This window comes from Nostoc sp. (assembly GCF_036917635.1).
In the GTDB taxonomy this organism is placed as follows: domain Bacteria; phylum Cyanobacteriota; class Cyanobacteriia; order Cyanobacteriales; family Nostocaceae; genus Nostoc.
On the sequence record NZ_JBALCW010000008.1, the window covers coordinates 70958 to 96889 of the forward strand.

26 protein-coding genes are annotated in these 25932 nt (G+C 43.1%); 8 read left to right on the forward strand and 18 right to left on the reverse strand.

Annotation, left to right across the window (positions count from 1 at the left end; all coding sequences use genetic code 11):
• Window positions 1-361: 361 nt before the first annotated feature.
• Window positions 362-493, reverse strand: a complete 132-nt coding sequence (locus tag V7K32_RS01265; protein WP_334989601.1) for a hypothetical protein — start codon at window positions 491-493, stop codon at window positions 362-364.
• Between the two features lie 226 nt (window positions 494-719).
• On the opposite strand from V7K32_RS01265, the gene V7K32_RS01270 reads away from it, so the two are divergent.
• Window positions 720-1517 carry a sulfite exporter TauE/SafE family protein gene (locus V7K32_RS01270; protein ID WP_334989603.1) on the forward strand — a complete coding sequence of 266 codons (798 nt, stop codon included), beginning with the start codon at window positions 720-722 and terminating at the stop codon, window positions 1515-1517.
• Between the two features lie 36 nt (window positions 1518-1553).
• Here V7K32_RS01270 and V7K32_RS01275 read toward each other — a convergent pair whose 3' ends face one another.
• The gene (locus tag V7K32_RS01275; protein ID WP_334989605.1) at window positions 1554-2216 is read right to left on the reverse strand and encodes a cadmium resistance transporter; all 663 of its coding nucleotides are present in this window, start codon (window positions 2214-2216) and stop codon (window positions 1554-1556) included.
• Window positions 2217-2518: 302 nt separating this feature from the next.
• On the opposite strand from V7K32_RS01275, the gene V7K32_RS01280 reads away from it, so the two are divergent.
• Window positions 2519-3244 carry a cadmium resistance transporter gene (locus V7K32_RS01280; protein WP_334989607.1) on the forward strand — a complete coding sequence of 242 codons (726 nt, stop codon included), beginning with the start codon at window positions 2519-2521 and terminating at the stop codon, window positions 3242-3244.
• Window positions 3245-3291: 47 nt separating this feature from the next.
• Here the strand turns inward: V7K32_RS01280 and cysK are convergent, their stop codons facing one another.
• Both cysK and V7K32_RS01290 read right to left on the reverse strand, forming a co-directional pair.
• Window positions 3292-4254, reverse strand: a complete 963-nt coding sequence (cysK, locus tag V7K32_RS01285; protein ID WP_334989609.1) for a cysteine synthase A — start codon at window positions 4252-4254, stop codon at window positions 3292-3294.
• An 18-nt stretch (window positions 4255-4272) separates the two neighbouring features.
• Window positions 4273-4743 (reverse strand): RrF2 family transcriptional regulator, encoded by a 471-nt coding sequence (locus V7K32_RS01290; RefSeq protein ID WP_196523857.1) that lies wholly within the window; start codon window positions 4741-4743, stop codon window positions 4273-4275.
• Window positions 4744-4969: 226 nt separating this feature from the next.
• On the opposite strand from V7K32_RS01290, the gene cysE reads away from it, so the two are divergent.
• A complete protein-coding gene (gene cysE / locus V7K32_RS01295) occupies window positions 4970-5695 on the forward strand; it encodes a serine O-acetyltransferase (protein WP_334989611.1) in 726 nt (241 codons plus the stop codon).
• A 198-nt stretch (window positions 5696-5893) separates the two neighbouring features.
• Window positions 5894-6484, forward strand: coding sequence for a Crp/Fnr family transcriptional regulator (locus V7K32_RS01300; protein ID WP_334989612.1), 591 nt, complete (start codon window positions 5894-5896; stop codon window positions 6482-6484).
• A 6-nt stretch (window positions 6485-6490) separates the two neighbouring features.
• On the opposite strand, the gene V7K32_RS01305 is transcribed toward V7K32_RS01300, so the two are convergent.
• From V7K32_RS01305 to V7K32_RS01335, 7 genes are all read right to left on the reverse strand, one after another.
• Window positions 6491-6829 (reverse strand): NIL domain-containing protein, encoded by a 339-nt coding sequence (locus tag V7K32_RS01305; RefSeq protein ID WP_334989614.1) that lies wholly within the window; start codon window positions 6827-6829, stop codon window positions 6491-6493.
• A gap of 15 nt (window positions 6830-6844) precedes the next feature.
• Entirely contained in the window at window positions 6845-7180 is a 336-nt protein-coding gene (locus V7K32_RS01310; protein WP_334989616.1) for an NIL domain-containing protein, read from the reverse strand.
• Window positions 7181-7675: 495 nt separating this feature from the next.
• Entirely contained in the window at window positions 7676-7942 is a 267-nt protein-coding gene (locus tag V7K32_RS01315) for an NIL domain-containing protein (protein ID WP_334989618.1), read from the reverse strand.
• Between the two features lie 149 nt (window positions 7943-8091).
• A complete protein-coding gene (cysW, locus tag V7K32_RS01320) occupies window positions 8092-8967 on the reverse strand; it encodes a sulfate ABC transporter permease subunit CysW (RefSeq protein WP_334989620.1) in 876 nt (291 codons plus the stop codon).
• Window positions 8954-9814 carry a sulfate ABC transporter permease subunit CysT gene (gene cysT / locus V7K32_RS01325; protein ID WP_442938673.1) on the reverse strand — a complete coding sequence of 287 codons (861 nt, stop codon included), beginning with the start codon at window positions 9812-9814 and terminating at the stop codon, window positions 8954-8956. Before cysT ends, cysW begins: the two co-directional genes overlap by 14 nt.
• 189 nt (window positions 9815-10003) lie before the next feature.
• Window positions 10004-11167, reverse strand: coding sequence for a sulfate ABC transporter substrate-binding protein (locus V7K32_RS01330; RefSeq protein ID WP_334989622.1), 1164 nt, complete (start codon window positions 11165-11167; stop codon window positions 10004-10006).
• A 688-nt stretch (window positions 11168-11855) separates the two neighbouring features.
• Window positions 11856-11987, reverse strand: coding sequence for a hypothetical protein (locus V7K32_RS01335; RefSeq protein ID WP_334989624.1), 132 nt, complete (start codon window positions 11985-11987; stop codon window positions 11856-11858).
• 33 nt (window positions 11988-12020) lie between these two features.
• On the opposite strand from V7K32_RS01335, the gene V7K32_RS01340 reads away from it, so the two are divergent.
• On the forward strand, window positions 12021-12242 hold the full coding sequence (locus V7K32_RS01340; RefSeq protein WP_334989626.1) for a hypothetical protein: 222 nt from the start codon (window positions 12021-12023) through the stop codon (window positions 12240-12242).
• A gap of 269 nt (window positions 12243-12511) precedes the next feature.
• Complete coding sequence (locus tag V7K32_RS01345) at window positions 12512-12931, forward strand: hypothetical protein (protein WP_334989628.1); 420 nt, start codon at window positions 12512-12514, stop codon at window positions 12929-12931.
• A 176-nt stretch (window positions 12932-13107) separates the two neighbouring features.
• On the opposite strand, the gene V7K32_RS28645 is transcribed toward V7K32_RS01345, so the two are convergent.
• Entirely contained in the window at window positions 13108-13476 is a 369-nt protein-coding gene (locus V7K32_RS28645) for a M10 family metallopeptidase C-terminal domain-containing protein (protein ID WP_442938682.1), read from the reverse strand.
• A 584-nt stretch (window positions 13477-14060) separates the two neighbouring features.
• Here V7K32_RS28645 and V7K32_RS01355 point away from each other — a divergent pair.
• The gene (locus V7K32_RS01355) at window positions 14061-17855 is read left to right on the forward strand and encodes an NACHT and WD40 repeat domain-containing protein (protein ID WP_334989631.1); all 3795 of its coding nucleotides are present in this window, start codon (window positions 14061-14063) and stop codon (window positions 17853-17855) included.
• Between the two features lie 213 nt (window positions 17856-18068).
• Here the strand turns inward: V7K32_RS01355 and V7K32_RS01360 are convergent, their stop codons facing one another.
• From V7K32_RS01360 to purE, 3 genes are all read right to left on the reverse strand, one after another.
• The gene (locus tag V7K32_RS01360) at window positions 18069-18842 is read right to left on the reverse strand and encodes a class II glutamine amidotransferase (RefSeq protein WP_334989633.1); all 774 of its coding nucleotides are present in this window, start codon (window positions 18840-18842) and stop codon (window positions 18069-18071) included.
• Between the two features lie 136 nt (window positions 18843-18978).
• Window positions 18979-19278: a putative quinol monooxygenase gene (locus tag V7K32_RS01365; protein ID WP_334989635.1), complete on the reverse strand. Its 300-nt coding sequence runs from the start codon at window positions 19276-19278 to the stop codon at window positions 18979-18981.
• 74 nt (window positions 19279-19352) lie between these two features.
• On the reverse strand, window positions 19353-19871 hold the full coding sequence (purE, locus tag V7K32_RS01370) for a 5-(carboxyamino)imidazole ribonucleotide mutase (protein ID WP_334989637.1): 519 nt from the start codon (window positions 19869-19871) through the stop codon (window positions 19353-19355).
• Window positions 19872-19970: 99 nt separating this feature from the next.
• Here purE and nagA point away from each other — a divergent pair, with 99 nt between their 5' ends.
• The gene (gene nagA, locus V7K32_RS01375) at window positions 19971-21191 is read left to right on the forward strand and encodes an N-acetylglucosamine-6-phosphate deacetylase (RefSeq protein ID WP_334989639.1); all 1221 of its coding nucleotides are present in this window, start codon (window positions 19971-19973) and stop codon (window positions 21189-21191) included.
• Window positions 21192-21341: 150 nt separating this feature from the next.
• Here the strand turns inward: nagA and V7K32_RS01380 are convergent, their stop codons facing one another.
• From V7K32_RS01380 to V7K32_RS01390, 3 genes are all read right to left on the reverse strand, one after another.
• Complete coding sequence (locus tag V7K32_RS01380) at window positions 21342-22466, reverse strand: site-2 protease family protein (RefSeq protein WP_334989641.1); 1125 nt, start codon at window positions 22464-22466, stop codon at window positions 21342-21344.
• A 478-nt stretch (window positions 22467-22944) separates the two neighbouring features.
• Window positions 22945-24657 carry a putative bifunctional diguanylate cyclase/phosphodiesterase gene (locus V7K32_RS01385; protein ID WP_334989643.1) on the reverse strand — a complete coding sequence of 571 codons (1713 nt, stop codon included), beginning with the start codon at window positions 24655-24657 and terminating at the stop codon, window positions 22945-22947.
• 524 nt (window positions 24658-25181) lie between these two features.
• Window positions 25182-25859 (reverse strand): 5'-methylthioadenosine/S-adenosylhomocysteine nucleosidase family protein, encoded by a 678-nt coding sequence (locus V7K32_RS01390; protein WP_334989645.1) that lies wholly within the window; start codon window positions 25857-25859, stop codon window positions 25182-25184.
• Window positions 25860-25932: the final 73 nt, after the last annotated feature.

Below are 25932 nucleotides of genomic sequence, written 5' to 3' on the forward strand. Positions count from 1 at the left end.
TAATGGCGGCTATAAAACGACACTTGCCATTATCCTAACCCCATTGATTAAAACGCTTATATAGGACTCGTATCAATACTGCGTAGGTTTTGCCTGAAAAATTACTCTGGAGTAGGTTGGGGAGCCACTCCTTATACTGAAATAGTTAAAATCTACTCGATTAATTGAGAATTAACATCTTTATCCAGATAATTTAGCGATATACAACGCGAATACGCTGGACGTTTGCTCACGCTTACAAGTAAAATACGGTAAGCGCATCGCTTTACCGGCTTTTACATGTAAAACCACAAAAAAACCAGTTAGAAGTTGAGTTTAGGAGAGCAACTGACCCATAAGCAGTTATCACAGCCTGTTTCAGCTAAATGCCAGTTGTCATGCTACCAAAAACTTCCAGACAGGTTTTAAGTTGTCCACCAATTCTCTCTGCCCTAACTTTTAGCTGGATAACCTTTGTGTCACTCATCCGTTGAGAAACACAATAACTTGGCATCACTAGCTCTGTCTATGACTGGGCTATAGTTTGGCACAATTGTTGCTTTCTAGTAGTGAAGCTTTAGCTGACTTTCAGTTATAGCTGCTCGTAGTTAAGTCAGTGAACAGTTATCAAGGCTTCGTTTGAAGATTTAAACCTTAACCTATGTTGCTCACTTAATAGAAGTGGGAGACTCAACAGGACTTTGATAACTAATAACTGATTGTTGAAACCCCTAAAGAGTATGGAATATTTATTACTACCGTTCTTAAGCTTTTTTGTTGGCATTATCGTTGGTTTAACGGGAATTGGTGGAGCCTCTCTCATCACCCCAATGTTAATTTTTGTCTTTCAGGTTCCGCCTTCCATCGCTGTGAGTTCTGATGTTGTGGCTGCTACATTAATGAAAATTGTTGGTAGCGTCAAGCATTGGGAACAGAAAACCCTTGACACAGAAGTTATCAAATGGCTGGCATTTGGGAGTGTTCCCGGCTCACTATTCGGGGTGGGGATTTTGCACCTGATTAAACCTACAGGTGAGTATAACTTAGATAAAATTTTGCTCCGTTTGCTTGGCGGAATGATTTTGCTAGTCACAGTATTAGCACTAGTGCAATTGCTGCTATTAACTTTTTTCCCCAAATTTAATTTACCCGAACTGCCAAAATTAGACCTAGAAACTAACGTTGGCCGCTTCATAACAATCAGTTTTGGAGCAATTTTAGGCTGTTTGGTTGGTTTGACTAGCGTCTCATCAGGTTCAATGTTTGCCCTAGTGCTGATTGGGTTTTTCCGGCTTGATGCACGAAAGTTAGTGGGTACAGATATTTCACACGCAGCAATTTTACTGCTGTTTACAGCCCTTGGTCATCTCAGCCTGGGAACAGTTGATTGGAGTCTGGTAGTACCTATATGGCTAGGTTCTGTTCCAGGGGTGTTAGTAGGTGCTAAAATCTGCCAGGTAGCTCCGCAACGTCCACTAAGATTTATTATTTATACTATCTTAATGATGGTGAGTTGGAAATTAGTTCATCAAGTATGAGCAATTTGAGATTTTAAATTCTAAATCCAACATTGATTAACTTCTCACCCAAGGTAGTAGAGTGAATGTACCTCGCTCATACATAATGAACAGGCCCAAGCCAATTAGCACAAAAGGTACGACAGCTTGACCGTAGCGACTTAAAATATTAGCAATGGTAGGTTGACGGCTTAAAAAATAAGCGATCGCACACCAAAGCCCAACCATGACAAAAAATATACTTAGAATCACTCCCAAGCTGGTAAGATCGTGACCAGCGAATAAAGGGATATATATACTAATATTGTCACCACCATTAGCGATCGTTACTGCCGCTACTTTATAGGTTTGGGGGTGTAAAATACTCAAAATAAAAGACAATACGGGGTTAGTAGGTGTAGATTGCCTAAAATCACTACTTACTGTCTGAACTGTTATAGTGTCTTCTTCTCTGTATACTAAGTGGTGAATACCAATTGCTATTGGTAGCAGTCCTAGCAATCCTATCCATTCTCGTTGTACAACCAATCCACCAAAAAATCCTGGTAAGCTAGCGATGATAATGGCTATAAAACCCAGATATTGACCAAATAATATATGCCGCCGTCGAAAATTAACATCTACCTGTGAAAAAAATATTAACAAAATAATGATGTCATCTATGTTAGTGGCTATGAAGGCAATTATCCCTTCACTGAAGACCGTCCCTAGCTTACTCATGCTGGATTTTTAAAACCTATGATTTATCACCATACCAAATTAACCTTTTGGTACAACTAAGCTTTAAAATAGACGAAGTAATTATTTAATAAATTTCAACGATTCACGAGATTTGTTGCAACAAATCAAATTTCGTGTTTGCCATTGCAGATAAACACAGATAATTTAGGGGTGTGTATCTGTTGCTGAATTTTTTTGCATTCTTCTGTTTGCAACGCTTCTCTATAAGAGGCTTTGCCAATGCAAACGTAAACGCGATAGCTTGTTGCAAGATAAAAGCATGTCTATGTTTATCTTAAAATATGAACGAGTTTTTTACTGCAATTAATACAGGGGCGATCGCATTCATTGCCACCAACATTGATGATATTGTTATTTTATTATTGTTTTTTTCTCAAATAAATGCTAGCTTTCGCCGCAAGCATATAGTTGCTGGTCAGTTTCTCGGTTTTACGGTTCTGTTAATTCTTAGTCTTCCTGGTTTATTTGGTGGGTTAGTTTTCTCAAAAAGCTGGATTGGATTACTTGGTTTAGTACCAATTTCCATCGGTATCAGTAGTTTAGTGAATCGGGAAGCAGATTCATCAAAAGAAGTTGTAGCTGCAATACAAGAAGCTGAAGCCTCAACAATTACTAGTTTTTTTTCTCCCCAAGCTTATAGTGTGGCAGCCGTTACAATTGCCAATGGTAGCGATAATATTAGTGTCTATGTGCCGTTATTTGCTAGCTCTAACTTCAAGACTTTTTTGGTAACTATCGGATTATTTTTTCTATTATTAGGAGTTTGGTGCTACGCTGCATACAAATTAACTAACAACAAAGTCATAGCTGATATATTAACCCGCTACGTTAATAATCTTGTGCCTTTTGTACTAATAGGATTAGGCGCTTTGATCGTACTAAAAAGTGAAGCTTTAAGTTTTATTAAGCTAGCTGCTAGTTGTTTCTGTTTGATGATTTTGGTGAAAAATAATGAAAGTGCCGAGGAAATTGGCGAAAATTCTCAGAGAGAACCAAGCCAATTTTAGATTTTCATTTAGATGAAAAATCCCAAATTTCAAATTGGGATGCAGAATCAAACTTTACTCAACCACTCATTTTCTTCTGGATCTTTGAATAGTGAGGTGCTGAGGTAGCGTTCGCCGAAACTAGGCTGGATCATGACGATTAGGCAACCGGCATTTTCTGGACGTTGTGCCACTTGAATAGCGGCGGATAAAGCAGCACCAGTAGAAATCCCTGATAGCAATCCTTCTTCTTTTGCTAGCCGACGACTATAAGCGATCGCCTCCTCATCTGCTACCTGAATCACTTCATCCACCAGTTCTGCACGGTAAATTGCTGGGACAAATCCCGCGCCGATACCCTGAATTTTGTGAGGCCCTGATTTACCGCCTGCTAATACTGGGCTGTTGCTTGGTTCAACTGCGATCGCTTGAAAACTTGGCTTCCGTTTTTTAATAACTTCTGAAACTCCGGTAATCGTCCCACCAGTACCCACTCCCGCTACGAGAATATCCACCTTTCCATCGGTATCATTCCAAATTTCTTCGGCTGTGGTTAGGGCGTGAACTTTCGGGTTAGCGGGGTTGCGGAACTGCTGCAACATATAAGCATTGGGCGTTTTAGCTACAATCTCCTCTGCATGAGCGATCGCTCCTCGCATCCCTTCTACCCCTGGCGTTAACTCTAGTTGAGCGCCATAAGCTTTGAGCATCAATCGTCTTTCGTGGCTCATTGTGTCAGGCATCGCTAGAATAAGATGGTAACCCTTGGCGGCTGCTACCATCGCCAGCGCAATTCCTGTATTTCCAGAAGTCGGCTCTACTAAAACGGTTTTTCCAGGGTGAATTAAGCCTGCTTTTTCTGCCGCTTCCACCATACTCGCACCAATCCTGTCTTTGACAGAAGATGCTGGATTCATGCTTTCTAGCTTCACCACAATCTGAGCAACCGCTCCTGAAGCTTGGGGAATCTTATTTAATTGAACTAAAGGAGTTCGGCCGATTAACTCTGTGATATCTTTGGCTATCCGCATCTGGGTACTCCGTCGTGTCTAAATATAATACATCGGACTTTGCTGGGCGCGAGTTTCTCTTTCCTGGCACAAGTCTTGGAGTGTATAACGACCCAAAACTTCAATTGAGGCAGCGTTAGCTTGCTCCCAAACTTCATAAACCAGAGTCTTTTCTAGAGTCAAAGAGTCAGAGGTATCTTTCTCTTTGCGCTCGCCTTCTACCAAAGTGACAATTTCAAGTATTGTAATCTGCCAAGGTTCACGAGCTAAAACGAAACCTCCTTTAGAGCCGCGTTGACTCTGCACCACACCAGCACGCCGGAGGTTGGTCAAAATTTGTTCCAGATAGCGTTCAGGTATGGGTTGCTTGGCAGTGATCTCGCTCATGGTTAGAGGAAGTTTTTTCCCGTGGTGGCTTGCCAGTTCTAATAGTGCCAGCAATGCATATTCCACTTTGGAAGAGAGATCCAAGAGAGCGTAGTTTTGGCTATTCAAGACTGTACTCAACATACTACGGTGAATTGGAGGACTTATCGCAGTTTAGGCGAAATTAATTTTTTTCAAGTGTGGAATGTGATAGCATCCCACTTAACTACCCGCAAAAACACTCTATCCTATCGGCTTACCGTAGATTATTATCCTACACAATTCCCATAAATAACCTGATCTTTTAGTGGGAATTATCCTGAGTTTCTGTTTTCAGAGCCTCACTTACCAACGAAAATCTTAACAGAGTATGCTACTAACTGATTTGCGAACCATTTTTGAGCGTGACCCAGCAGCCCGTAACTGGCTAGAAGTATTGTTCTGTTACCCTGGACTCCAAGCTTTAGTGTTTCATCGATTAGCCCACTGGCTGTATAAAATTGGAATACCCTTTATACCAAGGCTTATCTCTCATATTAGTAGGTTTTTAACCGGAATTGAAATTCATCCTGGAGCATTAATTGGCCAGGGAGTGTTTATAGACCACGGGATGGGAGTAGTGATTGGGGAGACTGCGATCGTAGGCGATCACGCCCTAATTTATCAAGGTGTCACCCTTGGCGGGACTGGGAAAGAAACCGGCAAACGCCATCCAACTTTAGGCTCTCATGTAGTTGTGGGAGCGGGTGCAAAGGTATTGGGAAATATTCAAATTGGCGATCGCGTCCGTATTGGAGCCGGTTCTGTGGTGCTACGAGATGTCCCCAGTAACACTACCGTAGTGGGGATTCCAGGGCGCGTGACTCGTCAGAACAACTCGGGGAGCAATCTTCTAGATCATGATAAAGTCCGCGACGTAGAAGCTGAAGTCATCCGCGCTTTATTTGAACGTGTCAAGGCTCTAGAGAAACAGTTTGAGGAATTGCAAAAATCAAGTTTGTCCCCAACAGACCTTGACGAGGAACCAACCGACAACCCTAAGAGCAAAAATTCTGATGGAATGATTGAAGATTTTCTTGATGGTGCGGGAATTTAATTTTGGGCATGGGGCATTGGGCATTGGGCATTGGGCATTGAGCATTGGTTATTAATTTCTCTCCCCCTGCCTCCTCTGCTCCCCCTGCTCCCCCTACTCCCCACTCCCTACTCCCCTCTTTAAAATATTCATAGCCTCTCATAACCTGATATAAATGTAATACTACGGTTAATTTATCGGAGAATAGTTTTATATAGTATGGTGGCTTTGTACACAACTTTATCTACCTCAACAAGTAATAATACTAGAGAAGTTTTTGCCCGTAGGTCATTTCTGGCAGAGCATCAAAACGGACTTTGGAAGATTGAAACGGGTTTTATCAGGACTTTTACCTATCTGGAAGATGGTACAACCGTCGCTCTGGGATTGTGGGGGCCTGGAGATGTCGTTGGTAAGGCTTTGTCAAAATTAGATCCTTACCAAATGGAATGCCTAACTAAAGTAGAGGCCACGGTTTTATCTCTAGAGGAATGCACTCAACTCACAGAAACTCTACTTATCCATATCCAACAGGCTCAAGAATTGATGGTTATTCGTAGCCATAAAAAAGTTGAAACTATGCTGATCAAGCTGTTGGCATGGTTATCTAAAAAATTTGGTTCGGAAGTTGAAAAAGGACGTTTAATAGATATGCGTCTGACTCACGAAGACCTAGCGGAAATGCTTGGTTCAACTCGTGTGACTATCACTCGTATTCTTGGGCAGTTTGAGCAAGAAGGACTGATTGCTCGTCTTTCCTTGCATCGAATTGTACTGCGAGAAGAAGAAATTTGGTACTACGAAATTTAGATTATTTCAGCAAAACCAGCCATCGCCGTCAGCATTCGGCTTACCTACAATTCTGAGATTTAGGGATTCCAGGTAAGCCAGGCCGCGACAGATTTGTGGCACTGTTCCCCGCAGTTCAATGTCAAAGTATGCTTCTTGATCTGTATTTGGTTGTAGCATAGCCTTGGTAATATTAACTACCAAGCCGTAAGCAGAAATTAACTGCGAAATCACAGGTATTTGCAGATAGCATTTAAGAATATATATCCGCAGACGAATTTGGGTGACTTGGCTTTTTGTGTAAACTGACGAAACCAGTGATAATCTGGTTTGGGAATTGGTTTGATAGTTATTTAATGCTGCCATTGGATAGTGATTATTTTATAAATTAGCGACACCGAATAGCCCGTCGTAGACATCGCTATAAACGCTAGACAAATCCAACCAAATTGGTAGCCCCAGTTTTTCTAAATAACTCAGGCTAGAGTAGAGTTGCTTTGTTCTCCCCCACAAATCCAAATCAAACCAGCCCTCATCTTCTGTATCGGGTTGAAGTCTAGCACTGGTGATATTGACTGTTAGTCCATAACGAGAAACTAACTCCGAAATCACTGGTTCCTCGTAATAAGATTTTAATACGCACAGTTCCAAAATCGACTGGTTTGACCGAGAGAAATCCATTGCTGGAATTGTTCTTGCCATTGATTTTTTAGCCATGCAGAGTTTTTGGGACTCATGCTAGCTGGATCTGGGAAAATTAAAGAGGGCTGGTTGGGTTGAATTTGGGTAGCGATGTCTACGACGGGCTATTCGGTGTCGCTAATTCCAGCAAATTCACCCCCAATCCTTGCAAGTAAGATAGGCTATTTGTCAGTTTTTTGGGATTTCCCGAAAGTTCCAAGTCAAAGCAGCCATCGCTGTCCAGGGCGGCCGCATCATGTCAATAAGTAAAACATATTCTCAATGGGATGAGAATTTATGTCATTAACTCTTGCTTATTGCGAAAATTTTAGGCGATCGCTTTGGGGCTTAAAAAATAATCAAACGCGAAATCCTAATTTTTTCGTTGCTTCTTACCCTTCGTTGCGATCAAGAGTAATTTAGATGCGTTTGCCCTGATACGGGAAGGGGAGAAATTCAAAGTCTCTCTCCTTAAAGGAAGAGAGAAATAGAAGTGAGGTTTATATTTAGGTATGAGGACGTGTATAACCCTTACCAATCAGTTGCTTTAGTGTCATCCCAGACTTGCAATTCCAAGTCGCGGAGATAGGTTAACCCGCTTTGAATTTGTGCATCTGTTCCTTGTAATTCCAGGTCAAACCAACCATCACCGACAGCATTCGCTCCCAAAATCGCTGCCGTGATATTCACAGTCAGTCCGTAGTCAGATACCAGGCGAGAGATTACAGGTTCCTGGTGATAGTCTTTGGGAATTCTTAGTCGAATCCGTTTATTGGTAAGTGTATTATCAGTAGCCATATCTGAATTATTTCAATCCCTGATCGGGATTGGTACATAACTACTCTTAACCCTAACGGTAATTTCCTGATAGGTACTAAGTAGATCGTACCATGTCCCATGATTTGCTTGTATCCTATTCAAAGGATAACTATAATCTCTTGATTTTTCTATTCAACATCTTTAATGCTGGTTTTCCGTTCCAGAATCTCCTTCAGCACTAAAGTTACTACTGCTAGCAACCCTAACAGTACAGCCGCTGAGAAGGCAGCTTCGGTTTCATATTGTTTGTAAGCGTCTTCTACAAACAGTGGTAGACTCTGGGTTTGGTCAGCAATGTTGCCAGATACCACCGAAACCGCCCCAAATTCACCCATTGCTCTAGCATTGGTCAAAATTAACCCGTAGAGTAAGCCCCAACGGATACTAGGCAAGGTGACGCGCCAAAATATCTGCCAATCTTTCGCACCTAAAGTTCTAGCAGCTTCTTCTTGATCCTTACCAAATTCTTCTAAAACAGGAATTACTTCCCGCGCCACAAAGGGCATACTCACGAAGGCTGTAGCCAGCACCATACCTGGAAAGGCAAAGACAATCTTGATATCATGTGCCTGGAGCCAAGGGCCAAACCACCCATTGCGTCCGTAAAGTAGCACAATCATCAATCCTGCGACTACGGGTGAGATGGAAAAGGGTAAGTCAATAATGCTCAAAACTACGGCGCGTCCAGGGAATTTATGACGTGCGATCGCCCAAGCTGCACATAAACCAAATACTGTATTTAAAGGTAGAGAAATCACAGCTAATAACAGTGTTAACCAAGCTGCATGGAGAAAAGCTGGTCGCGTCAGGTTAGACAGAAACGGCCCAGTTCCTTTGCTAAAGGCTTGGACAAAAACGTTAATTGCTGGGATATATTGAACTAAGGCTAAATAAGCGATCGCTATCCCAATTAAAAGTATTGGCACCCAACTCTTTTGCTCTTTAACCTTGGGTGTATGTGTATCAGATGCGGATGAGTGAAAACTTGGCTTATCTACTGTCATATCGCCTTGCCCATGCTTGTAAGAAATTAATTGCCAATAGTAGTACCAACGAAATTGAGAGTAAAACTATGCCAATTACTGTTGCACCAGAATAGTCATACTGCTCTAACCGTTGGAAAATCAGCACCGGTGCGATCAAATCTTGATAGGGCGTATTTGAAGAAATAATCACAGTCGAACCATATTCCCCAACTGCACGAGAGAAACCCAAGGCAACACCAGTTAAAATTGTCGGAAATAAAGGTGGCAAAATCACTTTCCAGAAGGTCTGCCATTGAGAAGCGCCCAGACACCAAGCGGCTTCTTCAATTTCATGTTCCATTTCCTGAAGCACGGGTTGCACAGTTCTCACGATAAAAGGCAGTGAGATAAATATCATTGCTACCGCTACTCCCGTGCGGGTAAAAGCTACCTTAATTCCTAGTGGTGCTAGTAGCGAACCGATCCAACCCTTATCGCTATAAACTGTTGCCAAGGTTAACCCTGCTACCGAAGTTGGTAGTGCAAAGGGTAAATCTACTGTGGCATCAATCAAGCGTTTGAAGGGAAAGTCGTAGCGAACTAGAACCCAGGCAATTAGAGTACCAAATACGCCATTGAGCAAGGCTGCAAATATTGCTGTAACAAAAGTGACATTATAAGTGGCTAGTGCAATATCACTGGTTGCGATCGCCCAAAATCTCGCCGGAGGTTCTGTACTTGCTTTCAGGAACATGGCAGCTATAGGGATAAACAACATCACTGTCAGGTATCCTATAGTGATTCGCCAAGTCCAGGGAACCCGCCCCAATTTCTTCCAGAATGGTGTTTTGCGTTCAACTTCCATAGAAGGATATATAGTAGTCATAGTCAAAAATTCAAAATTGAAATTTCACAAAAAGTTTTGGCATTGCTGATTGCGGTATGAAAAATAATTTTGCGTAATTTAAAAATCCTTGTAGAGACGTAGCACTGCTACGTCTCTACATTCATTTTCGGAGATGTCTATTAGTCGGTCTTTTTGTTCACTGACCATTGACTAATGACTAATAACTAATTACTTTTTCTTGGCTTGAATTTGGTCAAAAATAGCTCCATCTGCGAAGAATTTCTTATTGATTCCATCCCAACCACCGAAGTCTGCAACTGTACCCAAAGTTTTCACCTTAGGAAATTTGTCTGCCACTTCCTTAGTTAGAGTTAAACTATCATCCACTGGTCGGAATCCCAATCTTGCAAACTCCTGTTGAGCCTCTGGAGTATATAGATATTTGACAAAACCTTCAGCAACTTCACGGGTACCGTGCTTATCAACATTTTTGTCTACCACTGCGATGGGATTATCGATAGATATATTGACATCAGGGATAATCGCAGTCAACTTTTCACCCTTTTGTTCTGCCAAGATAATCTCATTTTCATAGTTAATCAGGGCATCACCTTGACCCTGTTTGAAAAAGGCATCAGTAGCTTCACGAGCATCTTTAGTTAATAAAGGTACGTTTTTGTACACTTTACTAACAAACTCAGTTGCTTTGGCATCATCTCCACCAGTTTTAATCACTGAATTCCAAAGAGCTAAAAAATTCCAGCGAGCAACTCCTGATGTTTTCGGATCGGCAGTAATTAGTTTGATACCGTCTTTAGATAAATCTTCCCAAATCTTAATGTTTTTCGGATTTCCTGGACGGGTGACTAATGCTGCCACCGATTTCGAGACAATACCATTATTAGGAACTTCTTTTTCCCATCCTGGTTGAATTAATCCAGCCTTTTCAATCTTTGAAGTGTCTCCAGCTAGTGCCAAGTGGACAACATCTGCCTCCAAACCATCAATAACGGCGCGAGTTTGGGAACCAGATCCGCCATAGCTTTGTTTGAAGACGACAGTTTGATTATGATCTTTCTTCCACTGTTCGACAAATTTAGGAATAATTGCTTCGTGAGCCGCTTTGGTAACTGCAAAGGATACAAGAGTTAGTTCAACATTATCCTTGGTTGCAGCAACAGGAGTAGCACTAGGGTTTTGGGAGGAAGAATTATTCGCTGTTCCACCAGAGCAGGCGGCAAGCGCCACACTCAATAGAGTCCCTACTAAAAAGAGTGATACAAAGCCTTTGAGCGAATTTAGTCTGAACCGATACGTTCTATTGAACGCGTAGGCGTAGCCCGCCTTCGGCATCGCTTGTAACCTTTTGAGTGGGCGTTGCCACAAACTCATTCTATTTCCTCCGCTAAATCTACAGATAACTGATGGGAATACAGTTATATAGTGTTTATAATACTGGATGATTACATGTATCTAGTTGCAAACACCACAAAACCTCACATTCTTTATCAAGAATATGGTGATTTTACCAGTTCTGTGAAAAATTAGAAATGTTTTTGTTTTCAAGTATCAAATATGTCATCACAATTAGTTGTTCGGGTATCAAGCAACTTGCTAGGGAATGGTTAACTTCCTAGAGTTTACTGTTGTGGTTTGAACAACCTAGTTTAGGTTATTAAGCACATAAGTTAAGATTACTGGTCATAAGCCAGTACTAGTAAGGAATTGAGCTACTTGAAAACTTAAGGGCAAGCCAAGTGCTAAGCTGTTGTGTATACAACTTGCACAATCAGAGCGGGCAAGATGCCCACCCCACAACCATGTTGAAAAAATATTAGTGCAAATTAAAGGCGCAACAGCTTAGTGCTTAAGTTCGGAAAAATTGCCTTAAGTTCGGAAAAATCTTTCAAGCTTGCGATCGCTCACAGCAACAAACAACTCAACCTTGACCACGGAAGCGATCGCTGACGCTATTGTATTTGAAAACTTAGATTGTGATAAAATCGGCTTGCCAAGATTTGACTACCATAAATAATCAGCGTGTTGCTGCCACTTGAACTAATCGTCAGTTGTCCAAAGCTCAGTCCACCAGTTTAACTAATTTTGTCAGTGCGATCGCTAAAGTCATCGAGGCTTTTGGTGTGACGCATGGCTGATTTTTGCTACATTGGCGATCGCCCTTTTTAACTGGCGTTGGATTGGGGCAGTCCAAAATGTAGCGCGATGGTGATGGTGAAAAAATGAGGTGTTGCCTTGTCTAGGCACTCATCAACATTACAAGGTTGGTCATCAACATTACAAGGTTGGTCATCAACATTACAAGGTTGGTCATCAACATTACAAGGTTGGTCATCAACTTTACAAAGTTGGTCATCAACTTTACAAAGTTGGTCATCAACATTACAAGGTTGGTCATCAACATTACAAAGTTGGTCATCAACTTTACAAAGTTGGTCATCAACGTTGAAGCGAGCGCAAAAATATAGCAGTCTTAAATCATTCGTGAAAAATTAGATCCCCGACTTCTTAGAGAAGTCGGGGATCTGGACACCGCAGCAGCAGCTTTTCTAAGACTTCAACATATTTCTTTTATTAAATCAGCATTTAGTGATTAAATTCAGAGATATCACTGATATTACATGAAAAATTCTCAGTAAAAATTGTGAATTATGCTGAACCGGAATCTTACTTGATTGAGGCAAGCTAGTTCTATAACCTGATTATAGGAGTAAATTTATGCCTCGTAGAAAACGCATATCGCGGATTCTCGAAAAAGCCGAATTGAGAACGGCTGCACTCAAAGCAGTTGATGCAACTATGGATTTTGGCGATCATTGCGATTTGCAAAACCTGACTCAATCAATTGAGCAGTTACGCAGTATGCTTGATACTTATAATAGCGCTCTTGCTGTGGTTGACTCTCACAAAAATAAGATTGATGAGATGGAACAAAGCTTGAACAATCTTTCAGACAAATTGCTGAGGGGAGTTGCTTTCAAGTACGGCAAGAACAGCAACGAATATGAGATAGCGGGTGGTGTTCGTGACAGCGAACGTGTACGCAAAGGCAGGTTGACTCGCTTGAAAGCTAGTGCAGGGCAAGCATTAGATGAGGATGGCAAAACAAAGAATTTAATAAATAGTGACCATCAGTAGCACTTGCAAGGGTTTTAGCCATTTGAGAACTTAAGTAGTTGCTGGAGCGATCGCTTAAGTTCGGAAAAGTTGCTTTATCTTTGGAAAAATCTTTCAAGAGGCGCTACTGCTCACAGCAACGAACAACTCAAGCTTGACCACAAAAGCGATCGCGCTTTGCAATTGTATTTGAAAACTTAGATAGTGACAAAATCGGCAGAGGTAATCAGGCTGGAGTTGACACCTGTTAGCGTTGCCAAGGTTGAATTGTTGAGATTATAACTAATCAGCGTGTTGCTGCCACTGGAACTAATCGTCAGTTGTCCAAAGCTCACTTTACTACCGAAAAGCCCAGTTACGCTAATCTTGTCGGTGCCATCCTCAAAGTCAGTAATTGTGTTAGAGGTGTTTGTAAAAAATACGCCCACGCCAAACACGTCAGCTCCATCTCCACCGGAAAGGATGTTATTGCCGGATTCGCCATAGAGAATATCATTGTCTGACCCACCATAGAGAGTATCATTACCAGACCCACCATATAGAGTATCCTTAAATTTACCTCTGATTTTGTGAGTGGTTTAACGCCAACCAAAGACAAGCGACGTTGGTGAGCTACACCTTGCACTCAATCTTGCTAGGCTGTTGATTGAACAACTAAAAATACGTTTAATGTGAATTAAGCGTTGAAACCCTTGTAATTTCGTTGATAATTTCAAAAGCATGATTTTGGGCAATTCTCAAAACCCTTACGGGATAAGAGACGTTTTTAATTCACATTAAGCGTAAAATAGTATTAAGCTGTTCCACAAATAAACTTGCATATACTGGGCGGGCAGGATGCCCACCCCACAAGAGTTATATTTAACAAGGGTTATGCAAGTTAGATGTTTTTTAGCTTATTCAGTGTTCTGCTTAAAACAAAAGAGTGATGCAATGAATTCTTCAGCCTTGCTTGAACTGAATGCAGTGTGAATAGAAGCTAACAGAAGATATACAAATCAATTAATGACAGTGGCGTTAACTTTTGAACTGCTCATCGCTCGGTTTGGTTGCTTTCGATTCCAATACACTTACTGTAAGCAAAGATTTTGTGTCTGTCGTTACCTAAAAGTTCTTGTCATTTGAGTGAAAATAAGTTAAAAGTTCCAGAATGTTCCATAATGTTTTAATAACAGGGATCAAACTCAAAAAAACGCTCATTGTGGAACCAGAACAGTTACTGGCTATCGGAAATGCAGTCATCCTAGCTCACAGAGGGAGACATCTAAGCGATTTGGAAACCACGATTTTGCTGGGCGCGATCGCTAATAAAACCTATGAAGAGATTGCCGAACAGGCTGGATACTCGATTAGCCATGTCAAGCGCAATATTGGCCCCAAGCTTTGGCAGTTGCTGTCGCTTGGGCTGAATGAGAGCGTGAGTAAGACCAATTTCCGCAATGCGCTGATGCGGCGAGCCAGCGACATTGAAACTGGGGGACAACCACCGAGTTCGCTCGTCACTCAACCCGTGAGGCAAGCAACGGCAGTCACAACAGCCGCAGCCATACAGCAGATTCCCCAACCAGCCCGACCAGCTTCCCACTCTCCCTCCCCGCAAATTGACTGGGGCGAAGCCGTCAGCGTTGCTGGCTTTTGTGGTCGCACCGCAGAATTGACCGCCCTGTGTGGCTGGATCATTGGAGAACGCTGTCGGGTGGTGGCGCTGTTGGGTATGGGCGGTATCGGCAAAACAACCCTCTCGGTGAAGCTAGCGAATCAACTGGTCATGTCTACTGGCTTGCAGTCGCACCACGAGTTTGAGTTCGTGATTTGGCGCAGTTTACGAAATGCACCGCTCCTGGAAACGCTGCTGGCAGACCTTGTGTCGTTTTTCTCGAACCAGCAAGACATCAAAGCAGAATTCGGGCGGTTAATCCATTGGCTGCGATCGCATCGCTGTTTAATCGTCCTCGATAACGTGGAGACAATTTTTCAAGCAGGCAAGCAGGCTGGACAATATCGCTCAGGTTACGAATCCTACGGTGAATTATTCAAGCTGCTGTGTGAGGCGCAACACCAGAGTTGTGTAGTGCTCACCAGCCGTGAGAAACCCTCTGAAATTGCGGTATTGGAAGGAACAGGGGCGGTGCGATCGCTGCTTCTCAGTGGTTCACCTCAAACTGCTCAAGCGTTGATTGCCGCAAAAGGTTTGATTGGCTCTGAGACAAACAAACGCATCTTAGCCGAGCAATACGGCTACAATCCTTTAGCGATAAAAATTGTCGCTAGCTCGATTCAAGATGTGTTTGATGGCGATATTGAGCAGTTTTTGCAGCAGAACACTGTTCTGTTTAATGGTGCTCGACGATTGCTAGAGCAGCAGTTTCAGCGGCTGTCAAACATCGAACAAAACATCATGTATTGGTTAGCGATCAATCGAGAATGGACGACGATCGCACAGTTGAGTGAAGATATAGTACCGACCGTGCCGCGAGCCAAATTGCTCGAAGCACTAGAGTCATTGAGTTGGCGAAATTTGATTGAGCGCAGACAAGGCAGCTACACGCAGCAGCCCGTGGTAATGGAATACTGTACTGATGTGTTGGTCGAGCAGATCGCCAATGAGTTGGTCAACCAAGATATCGATTTATTGAGTAGCCATGCATTACTCAAGATGACCGTTAAAGAATACATTAGAGAAACTCAGCAACGGTTGATTCTGGCAGGAGTAATCACACAGCTACAAACGGTACTGAGAACTCCAGCACAAATTGAAGCACGGTTGCAGAACATCCTCAAGCTGCTGCAAAGCGGGTCTGATTCTGTGTATGCGGCTGGAAATTTAATCAACCTTTGCTGCTACTTACAGATCGATCTCACAGGCTACGACTTTTCCAAGCTCACCCTTTGTCATGCGAATCTCTCAGCAGTTAACTTACACCGGGTCAACTTCACTGGCTGCAAGTTCGTGCAATCAACCTTTTGCCAAACTTTTGGCGGTATCCTAGCAGTCGCCTTTAGTCCAGATAGTAAAATGCTCGCTCTAGCAGACACCGATAGCACTGTGCGTCTGTGGCAAACAATTAGCGATAATGAATCGGGTGTAGAACAGCTGCTTTCAAGCTTGAGTGGTCATCAAAGCTGGGTTTTAGCCGTCGCTTGGCATCCCAACAAGCCGAGGCTAATCAGCGGCAGCGAAGACTGTACGATTAAAATTTGGGATGTGGAAACAGGGCAATGTTTGCACACGCTTCGAGATCACCACAAGGGAGTTTGGAGTTTAACTTGGAGTCCAGACGGCAGCAGGTTTGCCAGCAGTAGCGGCGATCGCACGATTAAGATTTGGGATGCAAAGACCGGAGCTTGCCTTTGCACCTTGCACGGGCATCAAAATTTGATCTGGAGTGTGGCTTGGCATCCCAATAGAAAGATTCTCGCCAGTGGCAGTGACGATCAAACGATTCGACTGTGGGATATCCAGACGGGTGATTGCCTCAAAACGTTGCCCGTTGACGGATACCGGGTCGGTTGCGTTGCCTGGAGTCCCGATGGAAAAATACTTGCTAGCGCCGGTGCAGACTTGTTGATTCGGCTATGGGACGAGCAAACCGGACAGCAGATTCGCAGTATGTCCGGGCATACCACGTGGATCTACTCGTTGGCGTGGAGTCCCGATGGCACAATGCTAGCGAGTTGTAGCGGCGATCGCACCGTCAGGCTCTGGAACCCGATCGCCGGAACCTGCTTGAAAACGATGCAAGGACATCTTGAACCGATTTGGAGCGTAAGCTGGAGCAGTGATGGAAAAGCGATCGCCAGTGGCAGCCTTGACCAGATGGTACGGCTTTGGAACCCTCAGATGGGTCAGTGTCGTCACACACTCAACGGGTACACAAACTGGATTCGCACTGTAGTGTGGAGTCCCGATAGCAAATGCTTAGTTAGTTCCAGCACAGATAATACCGTCAGAGTCTGGGAGGTGGAGACTGGACAATGCCTGAAAACGTTAACGGGGCATCATGGGTGGGTACTTTCGGCAGCATGGAATCCTTACGCTTGTGTTGATGCTCAGAATGCAGCAGGACTGCTCGCCAGCAGTGGTCGAGACAGTACAATCAAGATTTGGGACGTGCAGACAGGGCGATGCTTAAGAACGTTAACGGATGATTCGGGTTGGGTGTGGTCGGTTGCCTGGAGTCCGAGCGCAGTGATTTTGCCAACAAGTACCGGACAATTGCTGGCGACTGCAAGCGGTATGAATGACCCAACTATCAGATTATGGAATCCCGAAACTGGCGAATGCCTCAGAGTCTTATCCGGGCATCAAAGTTGGATTTGGTGGGTGATTTGGAGTCCTGATGTCAAGCGGTTGGCAACCGCGAGTGACGATCGGCAGATCAAGCTGTGGGATGTGCAAACCGGCGAGTGTGTGCAGACCTTGCACGACGAACGCTTGATGGGCGTTGCGATCGCCTGGAGTCCAGACGGCAACTGGTTGGCAACCAGCAGTACCGATCAAACCGTGCGGCTCTGGAATCTTCAGACGAGTGCATTTGAGCGAGAACTCGTGGGGCATCAGGCATGGATTTGGGCGCTTGCCTGGAGTCCAAACGGTCGTTGGTTAGCCAGTGGCAGCGATGATTGCACGATAAAACTGTGGAATCTGGAAACCAATGAATGCAATTTCACCCTACACGGACACCAGAGCCGAATTTTTTATGTATCTTGGAATCCAAGTGGCTCATATCTTGCAAGCAGCAGTTCGGACGGAACCATCCGGCTGTGGTCGGTGCAAACGGGTGAATGTCTCAAAACGCTGAGAGCCAATCGCCCCTACGAAGGCATGAACATCACGGGCGTGACCGGGATTACCGAAGCACAGAAAACTACGCTCAAAGGGTTGGGAGCGATCAAAGCAAGCTCTCTAAGTGTAGGCGATCGCTTTGTTCATTCGGGAATCTGATATAGGCGGGAGATACAAGAGAATCCTTATAACTAGAATTTAAACTAGTACACGGTTCAATACTCAATTGCAACATTACACGGACGGTAATTAATGAAGTGCTTTCTGTAATGACACTTATGACACTTGTTAGAAAGGAAAACCCATCTAGAAAATATCTAAATGGGAATCTGGTTAATTTTTAAATTCACCCACAACATCAGATTCTTAATTTCAACCATATTTCAGGGGCAGCCCGTCCTGAAAAACTAATAACTCTCCCGGTTGGATTTGTGTCCAAACTTCGTTGTCAGTCAGGGGTGTAGTAGCAATGACAGCGACGCGATCGCGTTCTGTAGTCACCTCCCGAAAATCTACCGTCATGTCTTGATCAATTAAATGGGCAGCTGCAAAGGGCGCTTGGCGGACAATGTAGCTAAGTTTAGTTGAACAATAAGCAAAAAAGTGGGTTCCATCTGATAATAAGTAATTAAATATACCCAATTTTGCAATTACATCTGTAATTTTTTGCAGCACAGGGTACAGTTCCTTTATGTCAGGCTTACCCCCAGGAAAGCGCGATCGCAGTGTTTCTAGCATCATACAGAATGCTTTTTCACTATCGGTATCACCTACGGCTTGATAAAAGCCCAAATTTTCTGGTTCAAAATCTGGCAAATTACCGTTGTGGGCAAACACCCAATATTGACCCCACAATTCTCTACGGAAAGGATGGCAGTTGTGTAAGGCAACTTCACCCTGAGTAGCTTTGCGGATATGGGCTATGACATGGGTTGAGTGGATGGGATAACTCCGCACAAACTCGGCTACTGGAGAAGCAACAGAAGGTTGGGCATCTAAAAACATTCGACATCCTTTCCCTTCAAAGAAAGCAATGCCCCAACCATCGCTATGATCGTCCGTTTTTCCTCCCCGTGCAGAAAACCCTTCAAAAGAAAAGCAAATATCCGTTGGAACATTGCAATTCATTCCGAGCAATTGACACATGGATGTTGTCGCTCTCAATTTTTGACTACGGCCTCAAAATCAAGATACTTCAGAATGCTGCCTTGATTCTGGAGCGATCGCTTCAATCTTAGAATTTAAAGCTGAGATATTCCAAATGATCCTTAGCAATATGACATTATGCCAAAAGATGGTATCGGCGGATATCGGGTGCAGTAGTCACTAAACCTTCTAGTTTGGCTGCTGCTGCTTGGAAATGTGGTGAATCTAGATGAGTATTTAGGACTTCATCAGAAGTCCACTCCTCTATAAAAGTAAAGTCTGTTGGATCGTCTTGGTTTTGCAAAAGTTTATACTCGATCGCACCCGCTTCCTGACGGGTTGGCTCAATGAGTTCTAACAGTACAGCTTTTAGTTCTTCTACTTTGTTAGGCAAAGCAATAATACGGGCAACAATGCGAATAGTTTGGTTAGTCATTTGTCATTTTTTATGGGGTATTGGGCATTGGGGAAATACTTTCTGCTTCCCTGCTGCTCTGGGATTAATTTTTATTAAAACATCTGTTGTAAATATTGTTCATAGCCTAATTCTTCTAGTTTTGCTTGCTTTGCAATTACTGATTCACATAAAGTTTTGCGATATTGCTGCACTTTTTCTAGCAATTCTGGTTGATGAGTTGCGAGAATTTGTACTGCTAAAAGTCCGGCATTTTTGGCATTACCGATCGCTACTGTTGCTACAGGAATCCCCGCAGGCATTTGTAAAATAGAATACAAAGAATCAACACCCTGTAAGTTACGGGTGGGTATAGGAACACCAATAACCGGAAGTGGAGTTAAAGACGCTACCATTCCCGGCAGATGGGCAGCACCACCGGCACCAGCAATAATTACCTTAATACCGCGTTGGTGTGCAAATTGAGCATATTGTACCATCCGTTCTGGGGTACGATGAGCAGAAACGATCCCCACTTCACTTTCAACGCCAAATTCTTCACAAACTGCGATCGCGTCTTTCATGGTGGGCAAATCGGAATCGCTGCCCATGATAATAGCAACTAAGGGAGTCATAGAATTTTGGATTTTGGATTTTGGATTTTGGATTTTGGATTAATTACTGATTGTTGCATCTAAAATCGGGTCAGGTTTAATTATTCCCTAGCCAGTGTGATGAGCCAAGCAAGACAAAATCCTGTAGATATTATCAATGCTAGAGTGCCTGGTTACAAAGATTTGCAGATGCTCTTGGTTAATCAAGAGGGCATAATTGAGCAAATCTTGCCAATGGGTACGGTAGAGATGCACAGATGTACGTCTCTACTAGATGTAGCAGGTGACTGGATTTCTCTCGGCGGCGTTGATTTGCAAATTAACGGTGCGTTGGGTTTGGCATTTCCCGAATTGACGACCGAAAATGCTCATATACTTCAGAAAATCTCACAATTTTTGTGGAATGTTGGGGTAGATGGATTTTTACCGACACTTGTGACAACTTCAGTCGAAAATATTCAGCGATCGCTTGCTATTATTGCTGAAGTTATCCCCACTCAACAAGCTGGTGCCAAGATTCTGGGAGTACATTTAGAAGGCCCATTTTTGAATTTCCAAAAGCGCGGCGCACACCCAGCAGAGTATTTGTTACCTCTAACAATTGATCGGGTAAAGCGGGTTTTGGGTAATTATGCAATGCTCGTGAAACTTATCACCTTAGCACCAGAGTTAGATTTAACTGGTGAAGTAATTCCATATTTGCGTTCTCTAGGAATTACTGTCAGTTTAGGACATTCTCAAGCAACAGCCGCCCAAGCGCAACGTGCCTTTGATGAGGGTGCAACGATGGTAACTCATGCTTTCAACGCTATGCCAGCATTACATCACCGCGAACCAGGATTATTAGGGGCAGCAATTACTCATCCTGATGTCATCTGTGGTTTTATTGCTGATGGTGAACACGTTTCGCCTACGATGCTACAAATTTTACTTCGCGCTAGCAATTACGAAAAAGGGCTGTTCCTCGTCAGCGATGCCCTCGCACCTCTGGGGCTACCCGATGGGGTGTATCCTTGGGATACTCGGCAAATTGAAGTTAAAAACGGTACGGCACGACTGCCGGATGGCACTTTGTCGGGGACGACTTTACCCTTATTGGTGGGAGTACAGAATTTGGTGAAGTGGGGAATTTGTGATGTAGAAAGTGCCATTTTACTAGCTACTAATGCACCTAGAAAAGCGATTGGTTTACCACGAATTGTCAAGAGTCAACCCGCTAATTTATTACGCTGGCATTGGGATGATAGTACAAAAGAATTAACTTGGCAACGTGTTCTCACCGCAGAGATGGTGAAGAAGGCAGGAAGTTGGAATTTATCTGTTGCTCTTAACCCCATCTAATTCCAAAGTAGGCAAAAGGGAAAGGTTTTATGATCCCTTTCACTTTAACCGTAGTAGGGGCAATTCATGAATTGCCCCAGAGCGCGTGTACTTTTGCCTAAGTCCTATTTAATTACGAATTACGAATTACGAATTACGAATTAGTAATTATTATGCAGGGTTAGGTTGGGTTCGGCTTTGAAGTAGCTGGATAATAGCAGCTTTTTCTAAGATTCCAACTAGGACACCATTCTTACGAATCACGGGAAGCACAGATAGCTTTTGTTGTTCGAGTAGCTGCATGACTTCCAAAAGAGGTTGATCGGATTGAACTGTAGTAGATTCGGTAATTGGTCGCATGACTTGTTTTACTTGAGTTTCTGACCACAGTGCTGTAGGGACGGTTCGTAAATTATCAATAGACATCGCACCTACTAATTGTCCATCATCATCAGTCACTAAGAACCGATGCCAGTTTTGCCCACTTATGACTCGCTCATCGGCAAATTCTCTCAGGGTAAGATTAGCAGATACAATCGGGCTATCATGGGTTACAGCATCTTCGGCTGTCAAACCTGTGAGTTTTTCTTGCACTCTGGCAAATTGAGCCGCATTACCAGCATTTCGCAACAAGAAGAAGCCAATTAACAAGTTCCAGAAGTTACTGGCGCTGCCAAATAATACTAGGGGAAGTACACCTGAAAGAATTGCTACCCAACCAAAGATTTGCCCAACTCGACTAGCAAAGGTCACACCTTTATAAGGATTGCCTGTGATTTTCCACACGATAGCTTTCAGTATATTTCCGCCATCTAAGGGCAAGCCAGGAATCAGGTTAAACAGGGCTAATGCCAAGTTAACAGAAGCTAAAACACCAATAATTGCAGCTAAGGGCCCTGATGCAGCAGTAGTAATACCAATAGCTGTAACGATACCGCATAGTAGTAGGCTAACTATTGGCCCTGCGATCGCAACCCAAAAAGCTTCACCTGGGGTTTTCGACTCTTTTTCTAAGCTAGCTAAACCGCCAAATATAAACAGTGTAATAGATTTGACATCAATACCCTGACGAATCGCAACAAAACTGTGGCCTAATTCATGGGCGACGACAGAGGCAAATAACATCAGCGCAGTCATCAATCCTAGTAACAAAGCTAATCCCGCAGACAATTGGGGAAATTGTGCCGCCAGTCCACTACTATAGCTCCAAGTTATTAAACCCAGAACTAAAAACCATGACGGATGGATATAGAAGGGAATTCCGAAGAGATTTCCAACGCGAATTGTGCCATTCATGTCCTTCACCTTTGATATCAGCTTCGAGAGGTTTATTTTCTTCCTTCTCGATGTCTTTAGTGTAACGAAAGGTTAAGAGATTTTAATCTTGATGGCGGTAGTGGCGTCCGTCTGTAAAGGTGCGGTTATTGGCAATGAGGAGCTAATGGAGTTAGGGGGATCTTGGCGTGATGTGACTCAAACTTTAGATCCCCCAACCCCCGATAAATTGGGTGCTAAGAGACTTCCAAATAAAAAAATATACCATCGCTATAGAGGCAGGGAGCAGCAAAGTCGTGGTGAAGTCCAGAAATTGGATAGTTTATTTCTTAGAGTTCCCTAAGAAAAAGTTACGACGTTTTGTATCAAATAGGACTTACGCCAAATATCTCTCTAACTCTGATTTCTCCGTGTTCTCTGTGCCTCTGCGGTTCGTTATTCCGTAACTCGTGCGTAAGTCCTATCAAAATTAAAATCATTTTCTCGCTTAAACATCTACCTATGCTGCAATTGTCACCATCTGCTGAGAACTTTTCTGCAACATCGGGGCAATTATATCAGCAGGGACAGGACGACTGAAGTAGTAACCCTGACCTTCCTCACATCCCTGCATTTTCAGGTAGTCAAGCTGTTCTTGGGTTTCTATACCCTCTGCTGTGATAGTCAACCGGAGGCTCTTTGCGAGGGCAATAATGGCATTGGTGACGGTAGCGCTATCAGAATTGGACATGACATCATGCACAAATGACTGATCAATCTTCAGTATATTTACAGGAAAGCGCTTCAAGTAGCTCAGGGAGGAATAACCGGTGCCGAAATCGTCTAGAGCCAACAATATACCCAGTTCTCGTAATTGTTTTAAGGTTTTAATCGATCGCTCAATGTTACCCATCAAGAAGCTTTCTGTTACTTCTAGTTCGAGATCAGATGCTTGGAGTTCAGTCTCCTCAAGAATTTGGTTGATTACCTCAACCAGATACGGTTGTTCAAACTGTCGAGCTGACAGATTTACAGACATCCGAATTGGGGTAAATCCAGCAAGTTGCCAAGCACGGGTTTGAGCGCAAGCAGTTCGCAACACCCATTCGCCAATTGGTACGATCGCACCATTGGCTTCTGCAATGGGAATAAACTTTGCTGGAGAAATCATCCCTAAAGTGGGATGCTGCCAGCGAATCAACGCTTCCACAGCTGTAATTTGTCCGCTATGTAAATCAACTAGAGGTTGATAATAAACCAGCATTTCGTTGCGCTCAAGCGCCCCATGTAATTCATTTTCTAATGTCAGTCGTTCCTGCAACTGAGCATTAATTTCTGGCGAATAGAATTGGTATTGGCTACGCCCTTGCTGCTTTGCTTGGTAAAGGGCTATGTGAGCCTGTTGCAAGAGTTGATCTACGCTATTGCGATCGTTTATGCCATTAATTGTCATCCCAATGCTGGCGGTGATACGAATTGAGTTACCCTCAACAGAAAAGGTTTTACTCAGGGTACTTAAGAGCAGCTGAGATAGCTTAATTACACTTTCAAGAGAATGAATCTCTGTTCGGACAAGAGCAAATTCATCTCTACTCAAATGGGCAAGAATATCTGTTTGTGCTATGCAGGTTGATAACCTCTGGGCAACTGCTCTTAACAACAAATTTGTTGTCTCATGCTCCAACCCATGACTTATACCAGTGAAATCATCAATACTCAGCAAAAAGACAGCTACAAGGCGCTGGTTATTTTCAGGTTTGGATAGAATTTCATGGAGGCGATCGCAGAATAAATCACGATTGGGCAATCCTGTCAAGTCATCATAATTACTGATGTAGTGAATTAACTCATCTAATTTGTGAAGAGTTTGTGAGGTATCTGCCATCAATGTACCCGCTTCATCAGCAAATTCTGTGGGCAATTCAGGTAAGGTTTTGGTATTCAGATAATTTTGCAATGTAGCGGATGTCAAAATAACCGGTTTGAGGAGATGGTTTAGCGCATAGAGGGTGACGGCTGTACCCGCTAACGTCGCCAACAGAGCAATTATCATAACTCGCGCCGCCATCTCCAAAGAATAGGAGTTTGAGACCAGGAAACTCAATAGTAAAGTCAAAAGTGGTACGTGAGTACCCAAAAATGCCACCAACATGATTTTAGCGGTGTAACTTTTCTTGAGCCATCCGAAATTAGCTAAGAATGAGTAAAGGTAGAGGTTGTGATTGAGTTTCATAAATGATCTTTGATAGTTGGCCAATTAGTTCCGAGCTATTCTGGCAAAAAAGTATTTTTCGTTCACGATCTAGTGCAATAAGCTCTCATGGAACCCAACCCTAATAAGGTTATATATTATGCTTCCCAATTTTTTTTCTATTTAATATCTATAACAATAAAGTTTGTGTAAAACTTGTTCTACAAACAATTTCATAATTAAAATCAACTTGTATTGATTATTACACTGTCAGTATTTATGGGACTTCCAAATAAAAAAATACTCAACTACTTCTTGTGGGGTGGGCATCTTGCCCGCCCTTGTATATGGGCGGGCAAGATGCCCACCCCACAAGATTGGGTAATTTATTTCTTGGAAGTCCCTATTACTTTGTTTTGATGTGATATCAAGGCTTCTGAAAACTTTTGGGACAGACTACTAGCTTGACTACACGAGACGAAATCTGCCTCCGCAGGTTAGCAAACCTTTGATTTTCTCTTAGTTTGCAGCGGACGAAAGTTTGTCTAGTAGCGACTTCTAATCGCCTAATTATTGCCAGAAAAGAGCCGATTTGTAACTTGCTCTAAAACCTTTAATGCTGTTAATGAACCTCGAATCAGCCGAGTCGCTGCAAGGGGTTGTCGAAGCATTGCGATCGCTAACGGAAAAGGCTTTAATGAGCCATCATTAATTGCTGGTGTCAGATCGGGGATATTATGCTGACAATCGTCGCTGACTACTCGCAGCATTGCCACCTCCACCCCAGCTGCATTGAAAAACTCTAGGGCGGTAAACCCTTCCATATCAACAACATCAGCCTTGAATGTCTCACCTAAACGGCGTTTTTCGGCAGCAGACCAAATCAGGCGATCGCTTGTCAGACACTTGACTAATGAAGCTTTTTGTGATATGGCAGAGTTTAATTGTGTTGTGAAAGGGCGATCGCATTCTTGTAGTTTTCCAGGGTAAATACAATCTTGATATAACACAATATCACCAACTGTATAGCGATCGCTCAAGCTGCCACAGATACCCATAATTAGCACCCTGGATGGAGCTAAAAATTGTCCTTGTTGTAGGTATTTAAGTAAAGGCTTCATCCCAACAGGTATGGCTACTACCGTTGGGATCGAACCAGTAACGCCACGTAATCCGCGACAGACAGCTTTATATTCTGCTCCCTGAGGTACCAGAATTGTGTTGATGGGCAAAAAATTAGGCACTAGTCTCGACAGTTTCAAGTTTGCGTTTGGGTAGAAGTAGGCGAGCTTGGCAAAATTTTCTCTACCTTAAAGA

What these genes read in the sequence shown, in the direction of transcription:
- V7K32_RS01265 (WP_334989601.1), bottom strand. Translation starts at nt 493, where the DNA reads ATGCCAAGTTATTGTGTTTCTCAACGGATGAGTGACACAAAGGTTATC.
- V7K32_RS01270 (WP_334989603.1), top strand. Translation starts at nt 720, where the DNA reads ATGGAATATTTATTACTACCGTTCTTAAGCTTTTTTGTTGGCATTATC.
- V7K32_RS01275 (WP_334989605.1), bottom strand. Translation starts at nt 2,216, where the DNA reads ATGAGTAAGCTAGGGACGGTCTTCAGTGAAGGGATAATTGCCTTCATA.
- V7K32_RS01280 (WP_334989607.1), top strand. Translation starts at nt 2,519, where the DNA reads ATGAACGAGTTTTTTACTGCAATTAATACAGGGGCGATCGCATTCATT.
- cysK (WP_334989609.1), bottom strand. Translation starts at nt 4,254, where the DNA reads ATGCGGATAGCCAAAGATATCACAGAGTTAATCGGCCGAACTCCTTTA.
- V7K32_RS01290 (WP_196523857.1), bottom strand. Translation starts at nt 4,743, where the DNA reads ATGTTGAGTACAGTCTTGAATAGCCAAAACTACGCTCTCTTGGATCTC.
- cysE (WP_334989611.1), top strand. Translation starts at nt 4,970, where the DNA reads ATGCTACTAACTGATTTGCGAACCATTTTTGAGCGTGACCCAGCAGCC.
- V7K32_RS01300 (WP_334989612.1), top strand. Translation starts at nt 5,894, where the DNA reads ATGGTGGCTTTGTACACAACTTTATCTACCTCAACAAGTAATAATACT.
- V7K32_RS01305 (WP_334989614.1), bottom strand. Translation starts at nt 6,829, where the DNA reads ATGGCAGCATTAAATAACTATCAAACCAATTCCCAAACCAGATTATCA.
- V7K32_RS01310 (WP_334989616.1), bottom strand. Translation starts at nt 7,180, where the DNA reads ATGGCTAAAAAATCAATGGCAAGAACAATTCCAGCAATGGATTTCTCT.
- V7K32_RS01315 (WP_334989618.1), bottom strand. Translation starts at nt 7,942, where the DNA reads ATGGCTACTGATAATACACTTACCAATAAACGGATTCGACTAAGAATT.
- cysW (WP_334989620.1), bottom strand. Translation starts at nt 8,967, where the DNA reads ATGACAGTAGATAAGCCAAGTTTTCACTCATCCGCATCTGATACACAT.
- cysT (WP_442938673.1), bottom strand. Translation starts at nt 9,814, where the DNA reads ATGACTACTATATATCCTTCTATGGAAGTTGAACGCAAAACACCATTC.
- V7K32_RS01330 (WP_334989622.1), bottom strand. Translation starts at nt 11,167, where the DNA reads ATGAGTTTGTGGCAACGCCCACTCAAAAGGTTACAAGCGATGCCGAAG.
- V7K32_RS01345 (WP_334989628.1), top strand. Translation starts at nt 12,512, where the DNA reads ATGCCTCGTAGAAAACGCATATCGCGGATTCTCGAAAAAGCCGAATTG.
- V7K32_RS01355 (WP_334989631.1), top strand. Translation starts at nt 14,061, where the DNA reads ATGTTCCATAATGTTTTAATAACAGGGATCAAACTCAAAAAAACGCTC.
- V7K32_RS01360 (WP_334989633.1), bottom strand. Translation starts at nt 18,842, where the DNA reads ATGTGTCAATTGCTCGGAATGAATTGCAATGTTCCAACGGATATTTGC.
- V7K32_RS01365 (WP_334989635.1), bottom strand. Translation starts at nt 19,278, where the DNA reads ATGACTAACCAAACTATTCGCATTGTTGCCCGTATTATTGCTTTGCCT.
- purE (WP_334989637.1), bottom strand. Translation starts at nt 19,871, where the DNA reads ATGACTCCCTTAGTTGCTATTATCATGGGCAGCGATTCCGATTTGCCC.
- nagA (WP_334989639.1), top strand. Translation starts at nt 19,971, where the DNA reads ATGAGCCAAGCAAGACAAAATCCTGTAGATATTATCAATGCTAGAGTG.
- V7K32_RS01380 (WP_334989641.1), bottom strand. Translation starts at nt 22,466, where the DNA reads ATGAATGGCACAATTCGCGTTGGAAATCTCTTCGGAATTCCCTTCTAT.
- V7K32_RS01385 (WP_334989643.1), bottom strand. Translation starts at nt 24,657, where the DNA reads ATGAAACTCAATCACAACCTCTACCTTTACTCATTCTTAGCTAATTTC.